At 59.6% G+C, this 21,511-nt stretch carries 21 protein-coding genes; 10 read left to right on the top strand and 11 right to left on the bottom strand.

Features of this window, described 5'->3' with window-relative positions; translation table 11 throughout:
- Positions 1 to 125: 125 nt before the first annotated feature.
- Positions 126 to 401 (top strand): hypothetical protein, encoded by a 276-nt coding sequence (locus ASB65_RS20115; RefSeq protein WP_004430221.1) that lies wholly within the window; start codon positions 126 to 128, stop codon positions 399 to 401.
- A 60-nt stretch (positions 402 to 461) separates the two neighbouring features.
- Here ASB65_RS20115 and ASB65_RS20110 read toward each other — a convergent pair whose 3' ends face one another.
- Positions 462 to 2,114, bottom strand: coding sequence for a Na/Pi cotransporter family protein (locus ASB65_RS20110; protein ID WP_060725157.1), 1,653 nt, complete (start codon positions 2,112 to 2,114; stop codon positions 462 to 464).
- Between the two features lie 172 nt (positions 2,115 to 2,286).
- Positions 2,287 to 2,748 (bottom strand): tRNA (cytidine(34)-2'-O)-methyltransferase, encoded by a 462-nt coding sequence (locus ASB65_RS20105; RefSeq protein WP_004430229.1) that lies wholly within the window; start codon positions 2,746 to 2,748, stop codon positions 2,287 to 2,289.
- Positions 2,749 to 2,983: 235 nt separating this feature from the next.
- On the opposite strand from ASB65_RS20105, the gene ASB65_RS20100 reads away from it, so the two are divergent.
- From ASB65_RS20100 to ASB65_RS20090, 3 genes are all read left to right on the top strand, one after another.
- Positions 2,984 to 3,859, top strand: coding sequence for a phosphodiesterase (locus ASB65_RS20100; protein WP_004430233.1), 876 nt, complete (start codon positions 2,984 to 2,986; stop codon positions 3,857 to 3,859).
- 380 nt (positions 3,860 to 4,239) lie between these two features.
- Positions 4,240 to 6,090, top strand: a complete 1,851-nt coding sequence (locus tag ASB65_RS20095) for an ABC transporter ATP-binding protein (RefSeq protein ID WP_004430237.1) — start codon at positions 4,240 to 4,242, stop codon at positions 6,088 to 6,090.
- On the top strand, positions 6,065 to 8,083 hold the full coding sequence (locus tag ASB65_RS20090; protein WP_376903826.1) for an ABC transporter ATP-binding protein: 2,019 nt from the start codon (positions 6,065 to 6,067) through the stop codon (positions 8,081 to 8,083). Before ASB65_RS20095 ends, ASB65_RS20090 begins: the two co-directional genes overlap by 26 nt.
- Positions 8,084 to 8,092: 9 nt before the next feature.
- Here ASB65_RS20090 and ASB65_RS20085 read toward each other — a convergent pair whose 3' ends face one another.
- Positions 8,093 to 9,025, bottom strand: coding sequence for an endonuclease/exonuclease/phosphatase family protein (locus ASB65_RS20085; protein WP_020808682.1), 933 nt, complete (start codon positions 9,023 to 9,025; stop codon positions 8,093 to 8,095).
- A gap of 309 nt (positions 9,026 to 9,334) precedes the next feature.
- On the opposite strand from ASB65_RS20085, the gene petA reads away from it, so the two are divergent.
- The 5 genes from petA (at position 9,335) to ASB65_RS20060 (ending at position 13,231) form a co-directional block, all read left to right on the top strand.
- Positions 9,335 to 9,913, top strand: coding sequence for a ubiquinol-cytochrome c reductase iron-sulfur subunit (petA, locus tag ASB65_RS20080; protein ID WP_035212667.1), 579 nt, complete (start codon positions 9,335 to 9,337; stop codon positions 9,911 to 9,913).
- Between the two features lie 14 nt (positions 9,914 to 9,927).
- Positions 9,928 to 11,211, top strand: coding sequence for a cytochrome b (locus ASB65_RS20075; protein WP_004430245.1), 1,284 nt, complete (start codon positions 9,928 to 9,930; stop codon positions 11,209 to 11,211).
- Positions 11,212 to 11,233: 22 nt separating this feature from the next.
- Positions 11,234 to 12,121, top strand: coding sequence for a cytochrome c1 (locus ASB65_RS20070; protein WP_004430247.1), 888 nt, complete (start codon positions 11,234 to 11,236; stop codon positions 12,119 to 12,121).
- Between the two features lie 82 nt (positions 12,122 to 12,203).
- Positions 12,204 to 12,596, top strand: a complete 393-nt coding sequence (locus tag ASB65_RS20065; protein ID WP_060725156.1) for a GFA family protein — start codon at positions 12,204 to 12,206, stop codon at positions 12,594 to 12,596.
- Positions 12,597 to 12,688: 92 nt separating this feature from the next.
- Positions 12,689 to 13,231, top strand: coding sequence for an adenine phosphoribosyltransferase (locus ASB65_RS20060; RefSeq protein ID WP_003494623.1), 543 nt, complete (start codon positions 12,689 to 12,691; stop codon positions 13,229 to 13,231).
- 42 nt (positions 13,232 to 13,273) lie between these two features.
- Here the strand turns inward: ASB65_RS20060 and ASB65_RS20055 are convergent, their stop codons facing one another.
- From ASB65_RS20055 to ychF, 4 genes are all read right to left on the bottom strand, one after another.
- Positions 13,274 to 13,882: a class I SAM-dependent methyltransferase gene (locus ASB65_RS20055; protein WP_060725155.1), complete on the bottom strand. Its 609-nt coding sequence runs from the start codon at positions 13,880 to 13,882 to the stop codon at positions 13,274 to 13,276.
- 63 nt (positions 13,883 to 13,945) lie between these two features.
- Positions 13,946 to 14,413 carry a MaoC family dehydratase gene (locus ASB65_RS20050; protein ID WP_004430258.1) on the bottom strand — a complete coding sequence of 156 codons (468 nt, stop codon included), beginning with the start codon at positions 14,411 to 14,413 and terminating at the stop codon, positions 13,946 to 13,948.
- Positions 14,410 to 14,883 carry a MaoC family dehydratase gene (locus ASB65_RS20045; protein WP_004430261.1) on the bottom strand — a complete coding sequence of 158 codons (474 nt, stop codon included), beginning with the start codon at positions 14,881 to 14,883 and terminating at the stop codon, positions 14,410 to 14,412. The genes ASB65_RS20050 and ASB65_RS20045 overlap by 4 nt, the downstream gene beginning before the upstream one ends.
- 314 nt (positions 14,884 to 15,197) lie before the next feature.
- On the bottom strand, positions 15,198 to 16,301 hold the full coding sequence (gene ychF / locus ASB65_RS20040; protein ID WP_060725154.1) for a redox-regulated ATPase YchF: 1,104 nt from the start codon (positions 16,299 to 16,301) through the stop codon (positions 15,198 to 15,200).
- 240 nt (positions 16,302 to 16,541) lie between these two features.
- On the opposite strand from ychF, the gene clpS reads away from it, so the two are divergent.
- Entirely contained in the window at positions 16,542 to 16,853 is a 312-nt protein-coding gene (gene clpS / locus ASB65_RS20035) for an ATP-dependent Clp protease adapter ClpS (protein WP_026363868.1), read from the top strand.
- A gap of 3 nt (positions 16,854 to 16,856) precedes the next feature.
- Here the strand turns inward: clpS and ASB65_RS20030 are convergent, their stop codons facing one another.
- The 4 genes from ASB65_RS20030 to ASB65_RS20015 all read right to left on the bottom strand — a co-directional run bounded on the left by ASB65_RS20030 (position 16,857) and on the right by ASB65_RS20015 (position 21,257).
- Positions 16,857 to 17,309 (bottom strand): GNAT family N-acetyltransferase, encoded by a 453-nt coding sequence (locus tag ASB65_RS20030; RefSeq protein ID WP_004430273.1) that lies wholly within the window; start codon positions 17,307 to 17,309, stop codon positions 16,857 to 16,859.
- Positions 17,310 to 17,316: 7 nt separating this feature from the next.
- Positions 17,317 to 18,033, bottom strand: a complete 717-nt coding sequence (gene pth / locus ASB65_RS20025) for an aminoacyl-tRNA hydrolase (protein WP_060725153.1) — start codon at positions 18,031 to 18,033, stop codon at positions 17,317 to 17,319.
- A 105-nt stretch (positions 18,034 to 18,138) separates the two neighbouring features.
- Complete coding sequence (locus ASB65_RS20020) at positions 18,139 to 18,852, bottom strand: substrate-binding periplasmic protein (RefSeq protein ID WP_004430279.1); 714 nt, start codon at positions 18,850 to 18,852, stop codon at positions 18,139 to 18,141.
- A gap of 17 nt (positions 18,853 to 18,869) precedes the next feature.
- Positions 18,870 to 21,257 carry an EAL domain-containing protein gene (locus ASB65_RS20015; protein ID WP_060725152.1) on the bottom strand — a complete coding sequence of 796 codons (2,388 nt, stop codon included), beginning with the start codon at positions 21,255 to 21,257 and terminating at the stop codon, positions 18,870 to 18,872.
- Positions 21,258 to 21,511: the final 254 nt, after the last annotated feature.

Below are 21,511 nucleotides of genomic sequence, written 5' to 3'. Positions count from 1 at the left end.
CTTTCTCCTGCGGTGAAGTCTGTTCCCGCCGCCTCTAGCAGGTGTTTGCGCCGCGCACAAATACGACTCGCCAAGGCGGCGCGCCGACACTATCTTTATCGATGTAGGTGCCAGAGGTGAATATCATGACGAAATTTGCCGGACCGCCGCCCCTTGATGGGCTGAAGCGCAGGATCGCCAATCATCGCAAGGAACGCGAAAGCGCCGGCGGTGAACAAAAGCGTGACGGCATGTTCGTGCGCCAGACCTTCTGTCTCGGTCGCGAGGAAGCCCGCGCCAAGGCGCGCGAATGGTTCGACAGCTTTCCCAAAGCGGCCTATTGGACGGAAGTGGAAAGCTGGCGGCAGCTTGAAGGCGACCGCATCGAATTCACCATGCGGCGGCTTCCCTCGGCCGATTGAGTTTTAGAGCGTTTTCGCATTTCCGGACGGAAAACCGGGGGCCACTTTTCCTGGAAATGCTCAGGCACGCGGCTCCGCGTAACGCAGGCGGCTTTCGATCAGCACACCGCTTTCATCCAGAATGGGATGCGCCACCGAAACGATATGGGCGTTGATGCGCTTCAAATCCCGCAGCATGTCTAGATGCAGCGAACTGGTCTGCATGCTTTCCGTCAGCCCGTCGCGCAGCCGCTCCAGATGCCGGTTGGAGGACTGTTTTTCGAGGCGGCGTATATCCACCTTGCTTTCCATCAGCCGGCGGGCGAGATCGAAATCGCCGGTCACCAGAATGCTCTGGGCGGCGCGCAGGTTCTCGATGGTCATGTCGAACAGGGTTTTCAGCTCCTCATAACCGTCATCGGAAAATTTGAAGCTGTTCAGCACCTTCTTGCGAATCTGCTCGCAGATGCCCTTTTCGATGATATCGCCGATATGTTCGAGATTGATCGCGTAATCGATGATGGCGATCGAACGGCGGGCTTCCTCGTCGGAAAGCCCCTTGCGCCCCAGTTGCGACAGATAGACCTTCCCCTCCTGCTGGCGGCGGTCGACCTTTTTTTCGAGCAGGGAGACTTCCTGAAGCGGCGCCAGATCATTGTGCTTGAAGGCGTTTTCGGCGCGGATCAGCATCCGCCCGATGCTGTCGCCGACGCTCAGGACCTCACGGGTAGCATTGGCAAGCGCGACAACCGGCATATCCAGCGCCTGCTGGTCGAGGAAATTCGGGCCGTCTTCAGCCTTGGGATCGCCCGGCACCAGTTTCGCCATCAGGTCGGATATCAGGCCGGAGAAGGGCCAGGCCAGCGCCGCCAGAATGACGTTGAAGATGAGGTGGGCATCAACAGGCAATTTCGTGGGCGAAAGCGGTAATTGCTGCAGGAGTTCCGCGCCATAGGAAGCGAGCGGCATGGCAATGAGGCAGCCGATGGTTCGCACGACAAGATTGCCGATGGTGATGCGTCGCGCCGAGGCGGGGCCGGAAAGTGTGGCGATAACAGGCGGAATGGCGCCGCCGAGATTGGCGCCGAGAATGAGAACGATGATGAGGCCGGTGGAAAGCGTGCCGGTGGCGGCCAGCGACAGAATGAGCACCACGACGGCAAGGCTGGAAGAGGAGACGAAGGCGAGCACGGCGGAGAAGATCAGCGCGACGGGCCATGCTCCATCAAGGAGCCCGATGAAGACGCCGAGCGCCGGCGAGGCCCGCATCGGTTCGGTCGCGCCGCTTAAAAGATGCAGTGACAAAAGCATCAGGCCGATGCCGATCAGCGCCGTCCCGCCGCCCTGTCTGGCGTTGGAACTGCCCTTTTTCAGTACGATGCCGGCAAGGATCAGCAGCGGCGACAGCCATTCCACCCCGGCCGCCACGATCCATGCGGTAACGGCGGTGCCGACATTGGCGCCGAGCAGCACCACCTGCGCCATGCGCGGCTTGATGAGGTCACGCTCGGCAAAGGAGGCGACGGTGAGCGCGGTCGCCGTCGAGCTTTGCAGCGCTACCGTCGCAAAAAATCCGGAAAAGAAGGAACGTGGACCGTTCTGGGTGCCGGTGGCCAGCACGCTTCGGAGTTTCATGCCGAAAGCGCGGGTAACGCCGTCCTTGACCTGGGACAGACCGAACAGCAGCAGTGCGACTGCGCCGAGAAGGTTGACGATGACAATGGTGGATTGCATGCGACGTCTCCTCACACCCGCCGGGGCATGGTTCCGGCGAGGGCGATTTTTATTGTCCGGCTAAAGAGTATAGGAGCCTCAACGCCCCCGGTACAGGCCGGGTTACGACAGTTTTGAAGTAAAAACGGTCAAATTTTGTATTTGCCCGAAAAATTGGCGTTAAAAATGGCGCTTACGCCCATGCCGTCTGGCGCAAAGCCTCGCCGGTGATCATCGCCGCCGACATGGCGACGTTGATGGAGCGCTGTCCCGCCACCATCGGGATGATGATTCGCTCATCCGCCTTTTCATGCACATGGTCCGGTACGCCTGCACTTTCACGGCCGAAAAGCAGGATATCATCCGTGCGATAGGTGATATCAGTATAGGGCAGGGCGGCCTTGGTGGAGGCGAGAACGAGCCGGCGGCCGGTGGTTGCCCGCCATTCCTCGAAACGGTCCCAGCTGACATGGCGCGTGAGCGCCGCCGCCGCGATGTAGTCCATGCCCGCCCGTTTCAGATTGCGGTCGGAAATATCGAAACCGGCCGGCTCGATGATGTCCACGCCAAGGCCGAGACACGCGGCCAGCCGCAGGATGGTGCCGGTATTGCCGGGAATATCGGGCTGGTAAAGGGCGATCCTGATTTCGGGCATGGACTTCTCACTGCGGTTGGAGTGTCCGTCCGATTATCACGGGCACGGGGCGGGCGACAGGTGCGCCGGGGAAAAGGCCCTTCCAGGCGTTGTTCCCGAGCGGATATTCATTCGCGTGACACACAGCGCAGCTACCCATTCACCAACACATTGTCAGGTCTGTCCGGACGATCATGAATGGTCGGGACAGGCCATTTCGAGCCGGATTTTCTGCACGCGATAACAGGAGGATTCCATGTCCGAACGGGTGAATTTCGTCCATCTGACCGATCTGCATGTGGGTAATCCGCAGGTGCAGGATGATGATCTTTATTCCGAGACCTCGGCCACGCTTTCCGCGACGCTCGCGCAGATCAAGGCGCTCGTGCCGCCGCCTGAATTCATCGTTGTCAGCGGTGATTTGACCAATAGAGGCGATGCCGGCAGCTATGAAGAACTCAAGCGCCTGATGGCGCAAGCCGAACTGGATGTGCCGGTGCTCTTCGCGCTCGGTAATCACGATCGTCGTGATGGGTTTTATCCGGTCATGCTCGGCCGCCACGAGAATCTGGATGAACCTTACGATCATGCGGAAGTCATTGCCGGCATCCACATCATCGTCATGGACACCAGCGTTCCCGGCAAGGTCGGCGGGGCTTTCGAGCCCGGGCAGATCGAATGGCTTGAGGATGAACTCGAAAACCACCCCGAACTGCCGAAGCTGCTGGTGATGCACCATGCGCCGGCGCTTGATTTTGACCGTCCCGATGCGGAGTGGGAATCCCTCTCCTTTGACGATACCGAGATTCTGGACGAGCTGCTGTTCGAGCATGATGTCGTCGGTATTCTGGCGGGCCACATCCATTACGACCGCATGTCGCACTGGCAGGGCATTCCCGTCGTGGTCGGCATCGGCCAGCATTTCGCCACCGACCCGCTATGGCTGCATGAGGGCGTGCGCATGGTGTCCGGCGCGTCTTTCGCCATCGGCACGATAAGGGATACGGGCCTCACCGTCACTTTTGCGCCCCAGCCCAGCGATCGCCGGGAATTGAAGCGTCATACGCAGGCCGGAATGGCCGAGCTGATTGCGGACTATGAAAGCGGCGAAGCACAGGACGCAGCCGAATAAGGCGACGTCGGCATCGTTTAACGGGCGGAGACCTTGCGGGTCATCTCCGTCCGTTCGCCATATTGGATGCACTTGCGTGTTTTCTCGCGTATTCGGTGTCTTTCCGGCTGGTCATTGCTTATTTTTTGCGCTACAAGGCGATGTCTTCAACGCCAGCCAAGGGAGGTTCTCATGCCAAATGACATTCGTATTCGCCTCCAGGCCCCAGTAGTGCCGCTGCTGGCCTAGGTGTTACTCTGCGGCTTGGCCGCGTTTCCCATATTTCGACTCACCATGTGGCTGTTGCGGCCATGTTCAAAGACTTTTCCGTTCCGTCGTGAGCCATATTTGTGTCCGCTCACCATGTCACGATGGAGCGATTGATTGCCGGAGCTTGGCCTATGTTTGGCTGGTTTGAAAAACGCCTCGATCCCTTTCCCGCTTCGGCGCCCTCTGTGGCGCCAAGGAAGCTTTTGCCGTTCCTGTGGCACTATGTGAAGCCCGCATGGCCATGGCTGCTGCTGCTTGGCCTGATGTCCATGGGCATCGCCATTGCCGAAGCCATGCTCTATAAATTCCTCGGCAATATCGTCGACTGGCTTTCCACGGCCAATCGCGAGACTTTTTTTGCCGATGAGGGCTGGCATCTGATCGTCATGGCCGGGCTGGTGCTATTCCTGCTGCCGCTGATGGGCGCGATCCATACCATGACGATGCACCAGACGCTTGCCGGCAATTTCGGCATGATCGCGCGCTGGAAGATGCATCGTTTCCTGCTACGCCACTCCATGAACTTCTTCGCCAACGAGTTTGCCGGCCGGGTTTCGACCAAGGTGATGCAGACGGCGCTGGCGATCCGCGAAGTGGCGCTGAAGGTGATCGACGTGTTCGTCTACGCGATCAGCTTCGTCGTTTCGATGCTGTTCATGGTTGCGGCGGCGGACTGGCGGCTGGTCATTCCGCTGCTGGTCTGGCTCGGCATCTATATGGGAATTCTTGCTTATTTCGTGCCGAAACTCGGCCGGCTGGCGCAGGAACAGGCCGATGCGCGCTCGATGATGACGGGGCGGATCGTCGACAGCTACACCAACATCTCGACGATAAAGCTGTTTTCCCATGCGGGCCGCGAGGAAAGATATGCGCGCGAGGGCATGAACGTGTTTCTCGGGACCGTTCACCGCCAGATGCGCAAGATTTCCGGCTTCAACATCCTGATCGACCTCAACAATGCGGTCGTGCTGTTTTCCACTGCAACGCTCGGTCTTTATTTCTGGATGCAGGGTTCGGTCACGGCCGGTTCGGTCGCCATCGCCATCAGCCTTGCCATGCGCGTCAACGGCATGTCGCAATGGATCATGTGGGAAGTCACCTCGCTGTTCGAAAATATCGGCACGGTCTATGACGGCATGTCGATGATGACGAAGCCGCACGATATCGTAGATGTTCCCAAGGCGCCTGAGCTTGCCGCCCCGCAGGGCGCCATCCGTTACGACAACGTCCGCTTCCACTACGGCAAGAACAAGGGCGTGATCGACGGGCTGACGCTCGATATCAAGCCGGGCGAGAAGGTCGGTCTGGTCGGGCGCTCGGGTGCGGGCAAGACGACGCTGATGAACCTGCTTCTGCGCTTCTACGATCTGGAAGGCGGCAGGATCACCATCGACGGCCAGGACATCTCGAAGGTGTCGCAGGACAGCCTGCGCGAGCTGATCGGGGTGGTGACGCAGGATACCTCGCTGCTGCACCGCTCGATCCGCGACAACATCGCCTACGGCCACCCCGAGGCCACCGACGAACAGGTGATTGCGGCGGCGAAGCGGGCAAATGCCTGGGACTTCATCGAGACGCTTGTCGACATGCACGGTCGTCAGGGCCTCGATGCCCAGGTGGGTGAACGTGGTGTCAAGCTCTCCGGCGGTCAGCGCCAGCGTATCGCGATCGCCCGCGTCTTCCTCAAGAATGCCCCGATCCTGGTGCTGGACGAGGCGACATCGGCGCTCGACTCCGAAGTCGAGGCGGCGATCCAGGAGAACCTGTTCTCGCTGATGGAAGGCAAGACGGTGATTGCGATCGCCCACCGCCTTTCGACGCTGACCGAGATGGACCGGCTCATCATTCTCGACAAGGGCCGGATCGTGGAAGCGGGCAGCCATGCGGAACTGGCGGCAATGGGCGGCATTTATGCCGACCTGTGGCGGCGCCAGTCCGGCGGCTTCATCGCCGACCATGAGGCGGAAGTGGCCGCTGAGTGAGGAAAAGCGAAAGGGCGGGGAACATTCCCCGCTCTTTTTCATTTGGGCAATGTTACCGAAATATAATCTCTTCCCGCAGCCTCGGCGGCTGTTCCCGCTCCGGGAATCCTCCTATATCCGGATCATGGTTATTACCCGCATCTTCGAGTTTTTCGAGAACTGGATAAAGCCCTTCGCCCGCAAGGACGATTTGCGGCCGCCTGAAAGCACGTTCGCCTTCATCTGGTTCTATATCTCGCAGGCCAAGGCGCCCTTTTTCGCCATGCTGGTGCTGGGCGGGCTGACGGCGGCCATCGAGGCGGCGCTTTTCTGGTTCGTCGGACGTCTCGTCGATATTCTCGCCACCGTGAAGCCGGAAGAGGGCTGGGCGGGGCTGCTTGCGGCCCATGGCGGCGAACTGGTCGGCATGCTGGTACTGATCGGCATCGTGCGTTTTATCGTCACCATGGTGACGGCTTTGGTGGACCAGCAGATCATCACGCCCGGCTTTTACAATCTGGTGCGCTGGCAATCCTATATGCACGTGGCGCGGCAATCGCTGACCTTCTTCCAGAATGATTTTTCAGGCCGCATCGTCACCAAGGTCTGGTCGGGCGGGCAGGCGGCGGGCGATCTCGTCACTTCGCTGATGGAAAGCGTCTGGTTCGTCGGCATTTATTCGGTCTCCATGCTGTTCCTGATCGGTGGGCTGGACTGGCGGCTTGCGGTCGTCGTCCTCGTCTGGGTGGCGATCTTCTCGCTGCTGGCGCGTTATTTCGTGCCACGCATCCGCTACCATTCCAAAGAAACGGCGGAAGCCGCCTCCATGCTTTCCGGCCGCATGGTGGATGCCTATAGCAATATCCAGACGCTCCGGCTGTTCGGGCGTGATGATGCCAATGACCGCTACATGCGGCAGGGCTTCGATATTTTCCAGCATGCGACCATGACGTTCACGCGCTTCATCACCGGCGTGCGCGCTTCCATGGCGCTGCTATCAGGCGTGATGATCACTTCCATGGCGGCGCTCTGTATCGATCTGTGGCTTTCCGGCAGGATCAGTTCGGGTGCGGTCGCCTTCACGCTGGCGCTGGTGCTGCGCCTCAACTTCCTGCTCGGACGGTTGATGACGCAGTTCAACGGCATCATGCGCAATTTCGGCACGGTGCAGAATGCCGCCGAGCTGATTTCGCAGCCGATCGGTCTCGTCGATAGGCCTGACGCGAAGGCGCTGGAGGTCAAGAAGCCGAGCATCCGTTTCGAAAATGTCAGTTTCCATTACGGGCGGGCGAACGGCGTCATCGACCATCTTAATCTCGATATCAGGGCGGGTGAAAAGGTGGGCATCGTCGGGCGCTCCGGCGCTGGAAAATCCACCCTCGTCAATCTCATCCTGCGTTTCTACGATGTCGAAAAAGGCCGTATCCTGATCGACGGTCAGGATATCGCCGGGGTGACACAGGAATCGCTACGTGCCCATATCGGCATGGTCACGCAGGATACGTCGCTGCTGCACCGTTCTATCAGAGACAACATCATGTTCGGCCGTACCGACGCCACCGAAGCGCAGTTGCAGGAGGCGACGCGCCGCGCCAAGTCGGACGACTTCATCGCAAGGCTCGAGGATCAACGTGGCCGCAAAGGGTTCGACGCGCATGTGGGCGAACGCGGCGTGAAACTTTCCGGCGGCCAGCGCCAGCGCATCGCCATTGCCCGCGTGATGCTGAAGGACGCGCCGATCCTCGTGCTCGACGAGGCGACGTCGGCCCTCGATTCGGAGGTGGAAGCGGCGATCCAGAGCAATCTGGATGAGCTGATGCAGGGCAAGACGGTTCTGGCCATCGCCCACCGCCTGTCGACCATTGCTGCTCTCGACCGACTGATCGTGATGGATCAGGGGCGCATCGTGGAACAGGGCAGCCATTCCGATCTGGTCACGCAGGGCGGTCTTTATTCGGAACTCTGGGCGCGGCAGTCGGGTGGTTTTCTCGCTGCGGACGAGGCGGCGCAGTAAGGCCTTCGACTATTTCCCGATCATGAAATCCGCCATCAGGCCATAATGATTGGAACCGAGGCTATCGGGCAGGCGGGTGATTTTCATGAGCGTTGCCGGTTCGCGGGCGAAGATGTGGTCGATGGCGATGCCGAAACGACCGGCCTCCGTCGGCCATGTGGCGGGTTCGAAGGTGGCTTTCTTCAGGTCGTTGGCGGCGAGAAAGGCGCGCATATCGGGCGCTATGCTGGACGAGTTGAAATCTCCGGCGAGAATGAGCGGGCCGGTGACGCGAAAGAGGATTTCGCTGACTTCATCCAGTTCATCGCGATGATAATCGTCGAAATAGGGCTTGGTGATGTGGCCTGCGGCGAGCGTCAGTTCCGTGCCGTCGAGGTCGATATGGGCGATGGCAAACCGGTCGCGGCGCAGATCGCTGAGACTGTGGAAACGGCCTTCCTGCAATGGTCTTTTTGACAGGATGACCAGATCGCATCCGGATGTGCCTGTGTAACAGCCCAGCCTGTGCGGGTAGGTTTGCTGCAGACGGGGCAGAACCGATTGCAATGCCGCCGCCTCGAAGAGATAGACGGCATCCGCGCCCGATTCGAGAATTTTGTTGGCAATCGCATCCGCATTGGCGGCATTGTCCATCAAGACGTTGAAGGATAGCAGCCGAAACGGCTTTGCATCAGGCGCAGCGGTGGCGGATGTGGAAAATTCCGTCAGCATCGCCACGGCATGGATGGCGAGTGCCAGCGACCAGACCACAAGCAGAGCCGAAACCGCATCGCGCGTCAGCCAGAAGACGAGGCATGACAGCAGGATACAGGCGAGCGCGATGTGAAGCTGGAAGCTGGTGACGAAGGCGAGAAGCCAGAAATCGGTGACGTAGCGCAGGCTGGCGATAAACAGAACGGCAGCCACTGCCGTGGAGACCATGCAAGAGAGCTTCGCCGTCATCCGAATCCCTGCTTTCCGAGCTCTCCCTTGAAGTCTCCTAACATGGGGCATGGATGCGCACAATGTTGCCCGCCTGCCAAGGGCGGCGAAAAAATTCGAGCCAAATCGGCCCCCTCCGGCAGAATTACGGCGGCTTTGTGTGCTTTGCTCTTGCCAAGTCGGTCAATATTTTGCGATCAAACAGAGTGACGCGGTTTCTTAATGCCGCAGTTGTGTCCAGGACGATGGGACGGAGTTTGTCCTGGATCAAATCATAGCGGGAGGACTCATGCGATTTACGGCAAAAACAGCGCAGAGGATGGTGTAGCGGTGAGCGAGCACGTAACCAATCACGACGCTTCGGGTGAACCGACCCGTCGCGATTTTCTTTACCTAGTGACGGGAATGGCGGGCGCCGTCGGTGCCGCCGCAGTTGCATGGCCTTTTATTGACCAGATGCGTCCCGATGCATCGACGCTGGCGCTCGCCTCCATCGAGGTGGATGTCACGGCGGTCGAGCCGGGCATGTCGCTCACCGTCAAGTGGCGCGGCAAGCCGATTTTCATCCGCAACCGCACGGAAAAGGAAATCGAGGAAGCCAAGGCCGTCGCTCTCGGCGATCTGAAGGATCCCGTGGCGCGCAATGCCAATGTTGCCCCCGATGCGCAGGCGACGGATATCGACCGTTCCGCCGGCGAGGGTAAGGAAAACTGGATCGTCATGATCGGTTCCTGTACCCATCTCGGTTGCGTTCCGCTCGGCCAGGCCGGCGATTTCGGCGGGTGGTTCTGTCCCTGCCATGGCTCGCACTACGATACGGCGGGCCGCATACGTAAGGGTCCGGCGCCGGAAAACCTCGCCATCCCGACATTTGCATTCACATCCGATACCGTGATCAAGATCGGATAAGGGGACAGTTATTCATGAGTGGTCATTCCAGTTATCAGCCGTCCACCGGCATCGAAAGGTGGATCGATTCGCGGCTTCCCTTGCCGCGCTTGATCTATGACAGCTTCGTTGCCTATCCTGTCCCGCGTAACCTGAACTACGCCTACACCTTCGGCGCGATGCTTTCCGTGATGCTGATCGTTCAGATCCTCACCGGTGTCGTGCTGGCCATGCATTATGCGGCCGAAACGACGGTTGCCTTCAATTCCGTCGAAAAGATCATGCGTGACGTCAACCACGGCTGGCTGCTGCGCTACATGCATGCCAATGGCGCGTCGTTCTTCTTCATCGCAGTTTACCTGCACATTGCCCGCGGCCTTTATTACGGCTCCTACAAGGCGCCGCGCGAAATCCTCTGGATTCTCGGCTGTGTGATCTATCTCCTGATGATGGCGACGGGCTTCATGGGCTACGTTCTGCCCTGGGGCCAGATGTCCTTCTGGGGCGCGACCGTCATCACCGGCTTCTTCACGGCTTTCCCGCTCGTGGGTGAATGGATCCAGCAGTTCCTGCTCGGCGGCTTTGCCGTGGATAATCCGACGCTGAACCGCTTCTTCGCGCTGCATTACCTGCTGCCCTTCATGATCGCGGGTGTCGTCGTCCTGCACATCTGGGCGCTGCATGTGACCGGCCAGACCAACCCGACCGGTGTGGAAGTGAAGAGCAAGACCGACACGGTTCCCTTCACGCCCTATGCGACGCTGAAGGATGCGCTCGGCGTTTCGGTGTTCCTCATCGCTTATGCGTGGTTCATCTTCTATATGCCGAACTTCCTCGGCCACCCTGATAACTACATCATGGCGGACCCGCTGAAGACGCCGGCGCATATCGTGCCGGAATGGTATTATCTGCCGTTCTACGCCATGCTGCGCGCCATCACCTTCAACATCTGGATCATCGATTCCAAGCTCGGCGGCGTTCTCGTCATGTTCGGCGCGATCATCGTGCTGTTCTTCCTGCCCTGGCTCGATACGTCGAAGGTTCGTTCCGCCGTCTATCGTCCCTGGTACAAGATGTTCTTCTGGCTGTTCGTGGTGAATGCCATCATGCTCGGCTGGCTGGGCTCGCGCCCGGCGGAAGGCATCTACGTCATCATGTCGCAGATCGGCACGCTTTATTACTTCGGTTTCTTCCTCGTCATCATGCCGATCCTCGGTCTGGTCGAAACGCCGCGGCGTATTCCGAATTCGATTACCGAGGCCGTTCTTGCAAAGAACGCCGCCAAGACGGGTGCCGCGCCTGCGGCCACAGAAGTCTGAGCGCGAAGGAAGGATGACGACAATGAAGAAGCTTGTAACAAGCATCGCGCTTTTCGCCGCCATCGGCTGTTCCGTCACCGTCGCTTCGGCGGCGGAGGAGAGCCATGATCTCGCCACCAAGACGGAACATGCGATTGCCGGGGGCCACTTCCCGGTGATCAAGCCCGAAGAGCAGAGCTGGTCCTTTGCCGGACCCTTCGGCAAATATGACAAGGGCCAGCTGCAGCGCGGCCTGAAGGTCTATAAGGAAGTCTGCTCCGCCTGCCATTCCATGAGCCTCGTTTCCTTCCGCACGCTGGGGGATCTCGGTTATTCGGACGAGCAGGTGAAGGCTTTCGCCGCGGAATATGAAGTCCAGGACGGGCCGAACGCCGACGGCGAAATGTATAATCGCAAGGCCGTGCCATCAGATCATTTCCCTTCGCCTTTCCCGAACCATGAGGCGGCCGCTGCCGCCAATGGTGGCGCTGCGCCGCCCGACATGTCGCTGCTCGCCAAGGCGCGCGGGGTGGAGCGCGGCTTCCCGCAATTCGTCATCGACATGATCCCGATCATCGGTGGTTATCAGGAAGGCGGCCCGGACTATATCCACGCGCTGCTGACCGGATATCAGGACCCGCCGGCCGGTGTTGAAGTGTCGGAAGGCACGCATTTCAACCCGTATTTCGTCAGCGCGGCGTCGCTGAAGATGGCGCCACCGATCAGTGCCGATCAGGTGACCTATGACGATGGCGCGCCGCAGACCGTGGACCAATATTCCAAGGATGTCTCCGCCTTCCTGATGTGGGCCGCAGAGCCGCATCTGGAACAGCGCAAGCGCACCGGTTTCATGGTCATGGTGTTCCTGTTCATCTTCACGGCGCTGATCTATCTCACCAAGAAATCGGTCTACGCCAACAAGGAACATTGATCGGCATTCAGATGCCTGCCAATCATCGGCCCCTGCGGTCTTCCGCGGGGGCCTTTTCATGTGTTCAGGGGAGATGGTGGAAATGACGAAAATTCGCAGCGGCGGTTGCCTGTGTGGCTCCATCCGTTTTGAAGTCACGGGCGAGCCCGGCAATCCGCACACCTGCTCCTGCGATATCTGCCAGCGGCATTCCGGCGCGCCCAGCCTTGCCTGGGTGGAGTTCGAGAGGGATGTGGTGACATGGACGGGAAAGGGCGGCGCGCCCTCGACTTTCCGATCCTCCGATTATTCCAGCCGGGCTTTCTGCCCGGTCTGCGGCAGCACGCTCGGCGCCATTGATGACGCACCGACCGTCGCGCTGGTCTCGGGAAGCTTCGATGACAGGGATGATGAGGCGTTGCGGCCCCTGTCGCATTCCTTCGAGGATGTCTGCCCGGCCTGGGCGCGGATCAAGGGAATGTCACCCGCGGATTGAGCGCCGGTCCTTTTTAGTTGGTCCGCAGCCGTCAAGTTGATAGGGTAGTCCGAACCTTCTGATCCACTTCCCTTGTCTTAACTGGAAATACCATGACCGTTATCGCTTCGGAGCTTTCCGCTGCCATCCGTTCCATTCCCGACTATCCGAAGCCGGGCATCATCTTCAGGGACATCACGACACTGCTCGGTAATCCACGGGCTTTCCGCCGCGCGGTGGACGAACTCGTGCAGCCCTATGCGGGAACGAAGATCGACAAGATTGCCGGCATGGAAGCACGCGGCTTCATTCTGGGCGGGGCGGTGGCGCATCAGCTGTCGGCCGGTTTCGTGCCGATCCGCAAGAAGGGCAAGCTGCCGCACACCACCGTCCGTGTCGCCTACAGCCTTGAATACGGCGTCGACGAAATGGAAATGCATGTGGACGCGGTACAGCCGGGCGAAAAGGTCATTCTGGTTGACGACCTGATTGCCACCGGCGGCACCGCTGAAGGCGCGGTCAAGCTTTTGCGGCAGATGGGTGCGGAGATCGTTTCCGCCTGCTTCGTCATTGATCTGCCTGATCTCGGCGGCCGCAAGAAGCTGGAAGACCTTGGTGTCGAGGTCCGGACGCTGGTGGAATTTTCCGGCCATTAAGGCTGAAAGACTGATCAGGGCTGCTGCGGCAGCCCGCTCTTTTCATCCCGTCTTCCGTAAGGCAATCCAAGTCCAGCGGACGCCCAGAGCGCGATGTCCTGCCTGAATGGAGGCGACTTCCGCGTGCCGGATTAGCGTGAAACCGAGACGGGCGGCTTCGCCTGTCGTTTCCGCCGGTGAAACGGCAAAGGCGCGGCGACCTTCGGGGGCGGGGCCGTGGCGCAGCGACATGATCAGCGAGCCGCCCGTCGCCGTCATTTCCGCAAGGCTCTCCATCGCGGCTTGCCTTGCCTCGTAGTCGACGTGGTGCCAGACGCCGCACAGGACGACCAGATCGAAGACGCCGTGCAGACGGGCTTTCGCGAGGCCGGGTAAACTGTCGTCCAGCCACGTAATCTTATCCGATGGATGTAATTGCATGCCGGGTTCGCGAAGCTCGCTGACCGGCTCGACTGCCAGAACATCGTGACCCTGCGCTGCGAACCATGCGGCGTCGCGGCCGGTGCCGCTGCCGATATCTGCGATCCGGCACGGTGTCGACGGCAGCAGGTCGATGACGGGCGTGTAAATCTCCCGGCAGTCGAGATTATCGAATCTGGAAATCAGCTCCGGCGTTGCCGCCTCGGCATAACCCTTGAGAATATCATCCATATTGACCTGCCCGCCGTGATGCCTGCTTTGAAGCTATCGCGGCGGGGTGATATGGGCCAGCCCCTATTCGAACTCCAGCACGCCGCTGCGGAAGGTCAGCACCGTGTCTCCAGACTGGTTCACGCCCTCATTGAAGGTCGTGTTCAACCAGATGCCGGCCCTTGATTCCAATGGGCGGGTGTCGAGCAGGGTGACGAAGTAGGTGACATCGTCTCCGGCGAAGACCGGTTTTTTCCATTTGAGTTCGCGAAAGCCGGGGGAGGGGCCGAGTTTTGGCGGCTCCAGGCCCTGTTGCTTCAACCTTTTTACCTCTTTCATCCAGTGAGAGAGAAAACATTTCATCCAGCCTGCACCGGTGTGCCAGCCGGAAGCACAAAGCCCACCGAAAACGCTGTTCTTGGCTGCTTCGGCATCGAGGTGAAAAGGCTGCGGATCGAAATCGCGGGCGAAGCGAATAATGTCTTCGGCGGAAAAATGCAGCGTATCGAGGGTGACGCGTTCGCCGATCGGGGAAAGTTCTGCCAGTTTCATGCCGTAACGCCTCCATTACCGCGCATCAGGAACATGACGGTGTTTTCCCCGTGCGACACCAGAACGCCGCGCTGGTTATAAAGCTCGTGGCGTAATTTCACGAGGCCGATGCCGGGGCGCGAAGCGGAAGGGCGCTGCTCCAGCACGATGGATTTTCCCGAAAGCGTATCACCAGCCAGAACCGGTTTCTTCCAGTCGACGTAGTCGATGCCGGGGCTGCCCTGTGAGGTCGAGTCCGAGATATAGCTGTCGGCCATCATCCGCATCAGCAGGCTGCAGGTGTGCCAGCCGGAAGCGGCGAGCCCGCCGAGAATGCTCTGGCGCCCGGCCTCTTCGGACAGGTGCATGGGTTGGGGATCGAATTCACTGGCGAAAGCAACGATCTGCTCTGCGGAAATCGATTGCGGTCCAAGGGGAAATTCCTGCCCTACGGGAAAATCCTCATAGGCATAAGTCGCGACCGGCGTCATGGCGTCCTCCCTTCGCACAGTCAAGGTCGGCGCATCTAAGATGATTTTTCCCTTTACGTAAAGGTCAAATCTAGGGTGCGGTCATATTCGTGAAGAGGCGTTTGGGCGAGCGGGTGCGCCTTTCGCCTTCTCCCCGAGGGGGAGAAGGTCGCGGTAGCGGGAAGAGGGGGCAAGGGTCGTGATATCAGGAGAGCTAGCCCCTAATCCAACCCTTCGGGCCACCTTCTCCCCGGCGGGGAGAAGAAACGGTGGCGACGCGGTGCCACCCTAGACGTTAAAAGAAACGACTTGGCCTTTCCCTGCTCCGGGCCGGATCAGGTATTAAAGCGGAAGTGGATGACGTCGCCATCCTGAACCACATATTCCTTGCCTTCATCGCGGGCCTTGCCGGCTTCCTTCGCGCCGACTTCGCCATTGAAGGCGACATAGTCGTTGTAAGCGATGGTATTGGCGCGGATGAAGCCGCGTTCGAAATCGGAGTGGATGACGCCGGCGGCCTGCGGGGCCTTGGTGCCGCGCTCGATGGTCCAGGCGCGGCATTCCTTCGGGCCAACGGTGAAATAGGTAATGAGGTCAAGCAGCTTGTAGCCAGCGCGGATCAGACGGTCGAGGCCCGCTTCTTCGAGGCCGAGGGCGGAGAGGAATTCCTTCGACTCTTCATCGGGAAGCTGTGCGACTTCGGATTCGATCGCCGCGGAGATGACGACGGATTCTGCGCCCTGGGCTTTCGCCATTTCGGCAACGGCCTTGGTGTGTTCGTTGCCGTCGACGGCGTCGCTTTCCGCGACGTTACAGACGTAGAGAACCGGGTGCGCAGTCAGGAGGTTGAGGCCCTGAAGGATGCGCAGTTCTTCGGCATCGAGCGTGGAGAGCAGGGTGCGGACCGGCTTGCCTTCGTTCAGAAGCTTCAGCGAAGCTTCCATCAGCGGCAGCTGCGCCAGCGATTCCTTGTCCTTGCCGGTGGCGCGCTTGCGGGTCTGTTCCGTGCGGCGCTCAAGGCTTTCGAGATCGGAGAGCATCAGCTCGGTCTCGATGGTTTCGGCATCGGCCACGGGGTTGATGCGGCCTTCGACGTGGGTGATGTCATCATCCTCGAAGCAGCGCAGAACGTGAACCACGGCGTCCACTTCGCGGATATTGGCGAGGAACTGGTTGCCGAGGCCTTCGCCCTTCGATGCACCGCGTACCAGGCCGGCGATGTCGACGAAGGAGATGCGGGTAGGGATGATTTCCTTCGAGCCGGCAATGTCGGCGAGGATTTTCATGCGCGCATCCGGAACCGCCACTTCGCCGGTATTCGGCTCGATGGTGCAGAAGGGATAGTTGGCGGCTTGTGCCGCTGCCGTTTTCGTCAGCGCGTTGAAGAGAGTGGACTTGCCGACATTTGGCAATCCAACGATACCGCATTTGAAGCCCATGGCTTGAAACCTGTCCGTTTGAAAGAATTCGTTGAGGAGCCTTTTGCGGAAAGGGCAGGGCAAGGTCAAGCCCGCGGGCCGATTTGGGTGGGCAAAGCTCCTTTAATGGTGAGGAATTTCGGGCAGGCTTGCCGATGACGTGGTTGCGGCGCAATATAAGCGGGTCAAGCGATCGATCTTTCGTCATCAACGGGGTTTCCCATGAACAACCGCGATGAGCGACAGGCACGAGCGGCCATGATGAGTGACAGTCCTGTCGATCTCAAGCCAAAACCGAAAGTCAAACCAAAGCTGGAGCGGCCGAAGCTCTACAAGGTCATTCTGCTGAATGACGACTATACGCCGCGCGATTTCGTAACCGTGGTCCTGAAGGCCATCTTCCGTATGAGCGAGGAGACCGGCCACCGGGTGATGATGACGGCGCATCGCTTCGGCAGCGCGGTTGTCGTCGTCTGCGAGCGCGATATTGCCGAGACCAAGGCCAAGGAAGCGACCGATCTCGGCAAGGAAGCGGGATTTCCGCTGATGTTCACCACCGAGCCCGAGGAGTGAGCGTTAATCCTGCCTTATCTGGAAACCCGTCTTGTTCTGCACGAAGCCGCAGCTTTCATAAAATGCATGGACCTCCGGGCGCTGCCGGCCGGTCAGCAGCATCACCTTGTAGCAATTCGCCGCAAAAGCGACCTCGACGGCATGGCGCACGACCGCCCGGCCATATCCGCGGCCGCGACGGGTTTCCAGCGTCACCACGTTTTCGATAAGGGCATAGGGACGTGCGGCGCGCGTCAGGTTCGGAACAATCTGCAGCGTGGCGGTGGCGACCGCTTCTCCGCCTTCGGTCGCAAGAAACACGGTCAGGCCCGGCTGGGCGAGCATGGTCGCGAAAGCCGTATCTGCTTCTTCTGTCGTCATTTCCGGATCGGACGGATTGAGCGCCCGGTAAAGTTCAAGCAGTCCAGCCAGATCGCCGGCTTGGGCTTCGCGCAGGACGATGGTCTCCGAAGACATTCGTGATCTAGTCCTTCTTGCCGAACATACGCTTCAACATTTCGGCCATCGGGCCGGTTTCCGGCAGCTTTTTCGGCTGGGCGCTGTTGCGTGCCTGATGGATATGGGATTGCGCGGCGGGGTTGGCTGCCTTAGCCGGTTTCTCGGCTTCCGGCTTACTGCCCGTGGCAAGCGCCAGTTTGTTCATCAGTTGCGAATCCTCTGCTTTCACCAGCATGGCGGCATTGTCGGCAATGGCGTCCAGAAGCGGATCGAGCCAGACGCGGTCGGCCTTGGCGAAGTCCCCGAGGACGTGACCGTGCACCCGCTCCTTGTCGCCGGGGTGGCCGACGCCGAGGCGCAGGCGGCGGTATTCCTTGCCGCAATGGGCGTCGAGCGATTTCAGGCCGTTATGACCACCATGACCGCCGCCAGTCTTGATGCGGGCGCGGCCGGCCGGCAAATCAAGTTCATCATGAATGGCGATGATGTCTGCGGGTGCAAGCTTGAAGAAGCGCATGGCTTCGCCGACGGATTCACCCGAAAGGTTCATGTAGGTCAGCGGCTTCATCAGCAGGACCTTTTCGCCACCGATCTCGCCTTCGGAAATCTCCGCCTTGAATTTCTTCGACCAGGGCGCAAAAGAAGGCAGGCGCTGCAGCGCATCGACGGCCATGAAGCCGATATTGTGGCGGTTTCCCGCATATTGCGCGCCGGGATTGCCGAGTCCTGCGATGATCTTCATGGGGCATGTCCGCATGTTGCCAGATGATGCTGTTGTCACCACCCCGAAATCCGCCGGCTGTCAATCTTTTTATGGATTTAGGGCTTTTTATGCAGTTTGGATGGGTCAGGGGCTGACGAGATTGTAGCGGTCGAATATCCGCTGCTGCGTTCCATCGGCGATCAGCCGGTCCAGCCGAGCCTGTAATTTTGCGATGACCTCGTCGGGCACGCTTTTGTTGCAGGCAAGCCCAAGCTGTTGCCGCGTAAACGTTATCACCTCCCTGAACGTATCGGCGGGCAGGCTTTTGAAAGTGCTTTCAGACATGGGCATCAGGTCGATGCGGCCGGCTTCCAGCTTGTGAAGCGTGATCTCGAAATCCGCACCGACATCCACCTGCGGGAAACCGAGCTTTTGCAGCAGCGCTTCAGTGTAGTCGCCACGCTGGGTTCCCACCCGATATTTCCTGGCCTCATCAAGACTGGAGGCTTCGACATTCGCCTTGCGGCGCGCCACGAGGATATTGCGGTCGATATGGATCGGCGTGACCCATTTGAATTGCTTTTCCCGCTCCGGTGTTCTCGCAGCGGCAAAGACGCAATGCATGGCCTGTGTGCTGGCCAACGCAATGGCTCGCGCCCAGGGCATGACGGCGACCTCGTAACTGGTGCCGGTATCCTCGAGCACGATCTTGAGCTGGTCGAAATAGACGCCGCGCACGCTGCCGTCGCTCGCCTGCAGATTATAGGGTGGGTAGACCTCGGTCGTCAGGAAGAGCTTGGCCGCGCTGGCCGGAGCGGCGAGAGCAAGAAAGATCAGGCAAAAGCGGATCAATCCCATTGCGGCCCCCTGCCGGTTCACGCTTGCCGCGCCGCAATGCGGCTTTTCCCGGACGCGATGTCGAGGGAGGTGATCAGCCTTTCGACCGGCTGCGGGCGTGCGAAGAAATAACCCTGCCCGAAATCCGCGCCTATATCGGTCAGAAGTTCCTTCTGCTCTTCCGTCTCGACGCCCTCTGCAATGACGACGCAATTCATCTTGTGCGAGATGGCCGCGATGCCTTCGACCAGCATGCGGTTGCGCTGCCTGATTTCCATCCTGTCATCACAGATCGAGCGGGTGAAGGACTGGTCGATCTTGACGATATCGACCGGAAAACGGCTGAGATAGCTGAGCGAGGAATAACCCGTGCCGAAATCATCCAGTGCGATGCGGCAACCCAACTGGTGGATGGCATTGAGGATCGCCCGGATTTGCGGATCGTCCTTCATGATGACGGCTTCGGTGATCTCGACCACCAGCCGTCTGGGAAGAATGCCGTAGCGGTGCAGAACACCGGCGATGCGCGTCGGCAATCCCGGCTCGAACTGCAGCGGCGAAAAATTCACGGCCACATAGGTCTGTTCCATGCCCGGCAGGCGCGACAGTCTGGCGAGATTGGCGATCGACTGATCGAGAATGACATTGCCGATGCGCTGGATGGTGCCGTTTTCTTCCGCGAGGCTGACAATGGCGGCCGGAGAAAGCAGGCCCTTGTCCGGGTGGTTGAGACGCAGCAGCGCCTCGAAACCAGCCGTCTGGCCGGTTGAGAGATCTTGAATCGGCTGGAAATAGGCCTCGAACCAGTCCTCGGAAAGCGCCTGTGCGATATCCCGCTCCAGTTCTGCATGTTCCCGGGCCCGGTCCATGATCGAGCTGTCGAAGACCTGCGAGCCGTTCTTGCCCGTCCGCTTGCGGGTATACATCGCCATGTCGGCATTCTGCAAAAGCTCTGACGCACTGGAGGCGTGCAGGGGATAGACCGCCATGCCGATGCTGGCGCTGAGACGTATGCTGTTGTTCTCGATCTCGAAGGGCGTATCCAACATGGTGCAGATACGCTCGCAGAATTGCAGGGCGCGCTCTTCCACCTTGTCGCCGGCCAGAAGAATGGCAAATTCGTCGCCGCCAAGACGCGATGCGCTGTCCAGCGGCGTCAGCAGCGGCTCGAGCTTCAGCGTGAATTGTTTGAGAACAGCGTCGCCTGCGGCATGGCCAAGATTGTCGTTGATCGCCTTGAACCGGTCGAGGGCGATGAAGAGGCAGGCGAGTTCGCTGCCATTGCGGTCCGCATCGCGGATCTGCAGATCGAGAATGGCCTCGAAGCCCTGACGGTTGAAGAGGCCGGTCAGATGGTCTGAAATGGCCTGCTGGCGATTGCGCTTTTCCGACTGGCGCAGTTCGGTCACGTCGGTCATGACGCAGAGGCAGGTGCTCTGATGCGCTGCATCGCCGGAATCAAGGGCCTTTTCGAGGATGAGTGCGTCCATGACACTGCCATCCATGCAATGGAAACGCACCGTGATGCCGCTATGCGAAGCATCGGGCAAGGGGGGCGCCATCTTGCGCTGCTGAAACAGAAGCCGGTCATCGGGATGGATGAGATCGGCAAAATTCAGCCCGAGTATCCGGGTGCGGTCGTAGCCGGTCGCCTGTACCCAATAGTCACTGACGGCGGCGATGCGGTCGTGCCTGTCGAGTGAGAACAGCATGGCGGGTGTACGGTTGTAGATTTCCGTCTTTCGCTCGTGCGCGTTCTTGATCTCCAGCTCTTCCTTTTCGAGCTGTGTCTGCATTTCGTTGAAGCTTTTCGCCAGCCGGCCGATTTCGTCCTTCGAGCGCCAGTCGACGTGATGGCGCGAACCGAGACGCCGCGTTGCCTCTATCGCGGCCGCCAGCCGCATCAGCGGGCGGATGACCATGAAGCGGTTGCCGGCGATGGCGGCAAGAACGATGGCGAGGACGGCGAGGATGAAAATCGTGATGAAGGCCAGTTCGTTGCGGCTGAGAGAGGTCAGAAGGCTGATATCGTCATAATAGACCGTGAGTTGCCCGACCGTGACGGAGCCTTTCGTGGTCTTGTAGGTCACCTCACGCGTCGTCGAGGCGGCATCCTGAATGATGTCGCTGCCGGCGGTCTGGACGATATCGAGCTGGCCGGATGTGTCCTTGACCTCGACCATGCGGATCACGGGGTCGGAAACGAGGGTGCCGGTAATCTGGTTTATGGTGTCGTCATCAAGGTCCCACAGGGGGCGGGCAAGCGCCTGTGCATTGGTCGACAGCAGAATTTCAAGGTGGTTACGCTGGCTGCGAATGGCTTCGTGGTAGGAAAGCGTCAGCAAAAGCGTGAAGAGCGGGGCGACCACTGTAAGAAGTGCGCCGGAAACAATCGCGATAAAGCGACTTTCGACGGAATGAGCCATGTTCGATTGCAGCTACCCTTTGCCCCAGACTTGCTGCGCCCGTTTCGTCTGTCCGGAGAGGTTTTGCGAAGGTTTTCGGCAAGAGCCTGTTTTCCCATCCCATTTCCTCAGCCCGGCCGGTGTTCCACGACAGCGCAAGGGTATCGTTTCATGGAAGTGTTAATCGACGCTGAAACGGGTTCCGTATCATGCGTGGGTGGCAAGCTTTCTGGTTTTAAAGTTCATAAAAACTAAAAGGCCCGTTCCGAAAACGG

Origin of the sequence: Agrobacterium tumefaciens str. B6 (genome assembly GCF_001541315.1) — a bacterium.
In the GTDB taxonomy this organism is placed as follows: Bacteria; Pseudomonadota; Alphaproteobacteria; order Rhizobiales; family Rhizobiaceae; genus Agrobacterium; species Agrobacterium radiobacter.
This window is presented reverse-complemented; position numbering and strand designations above follow the sequence as displayed.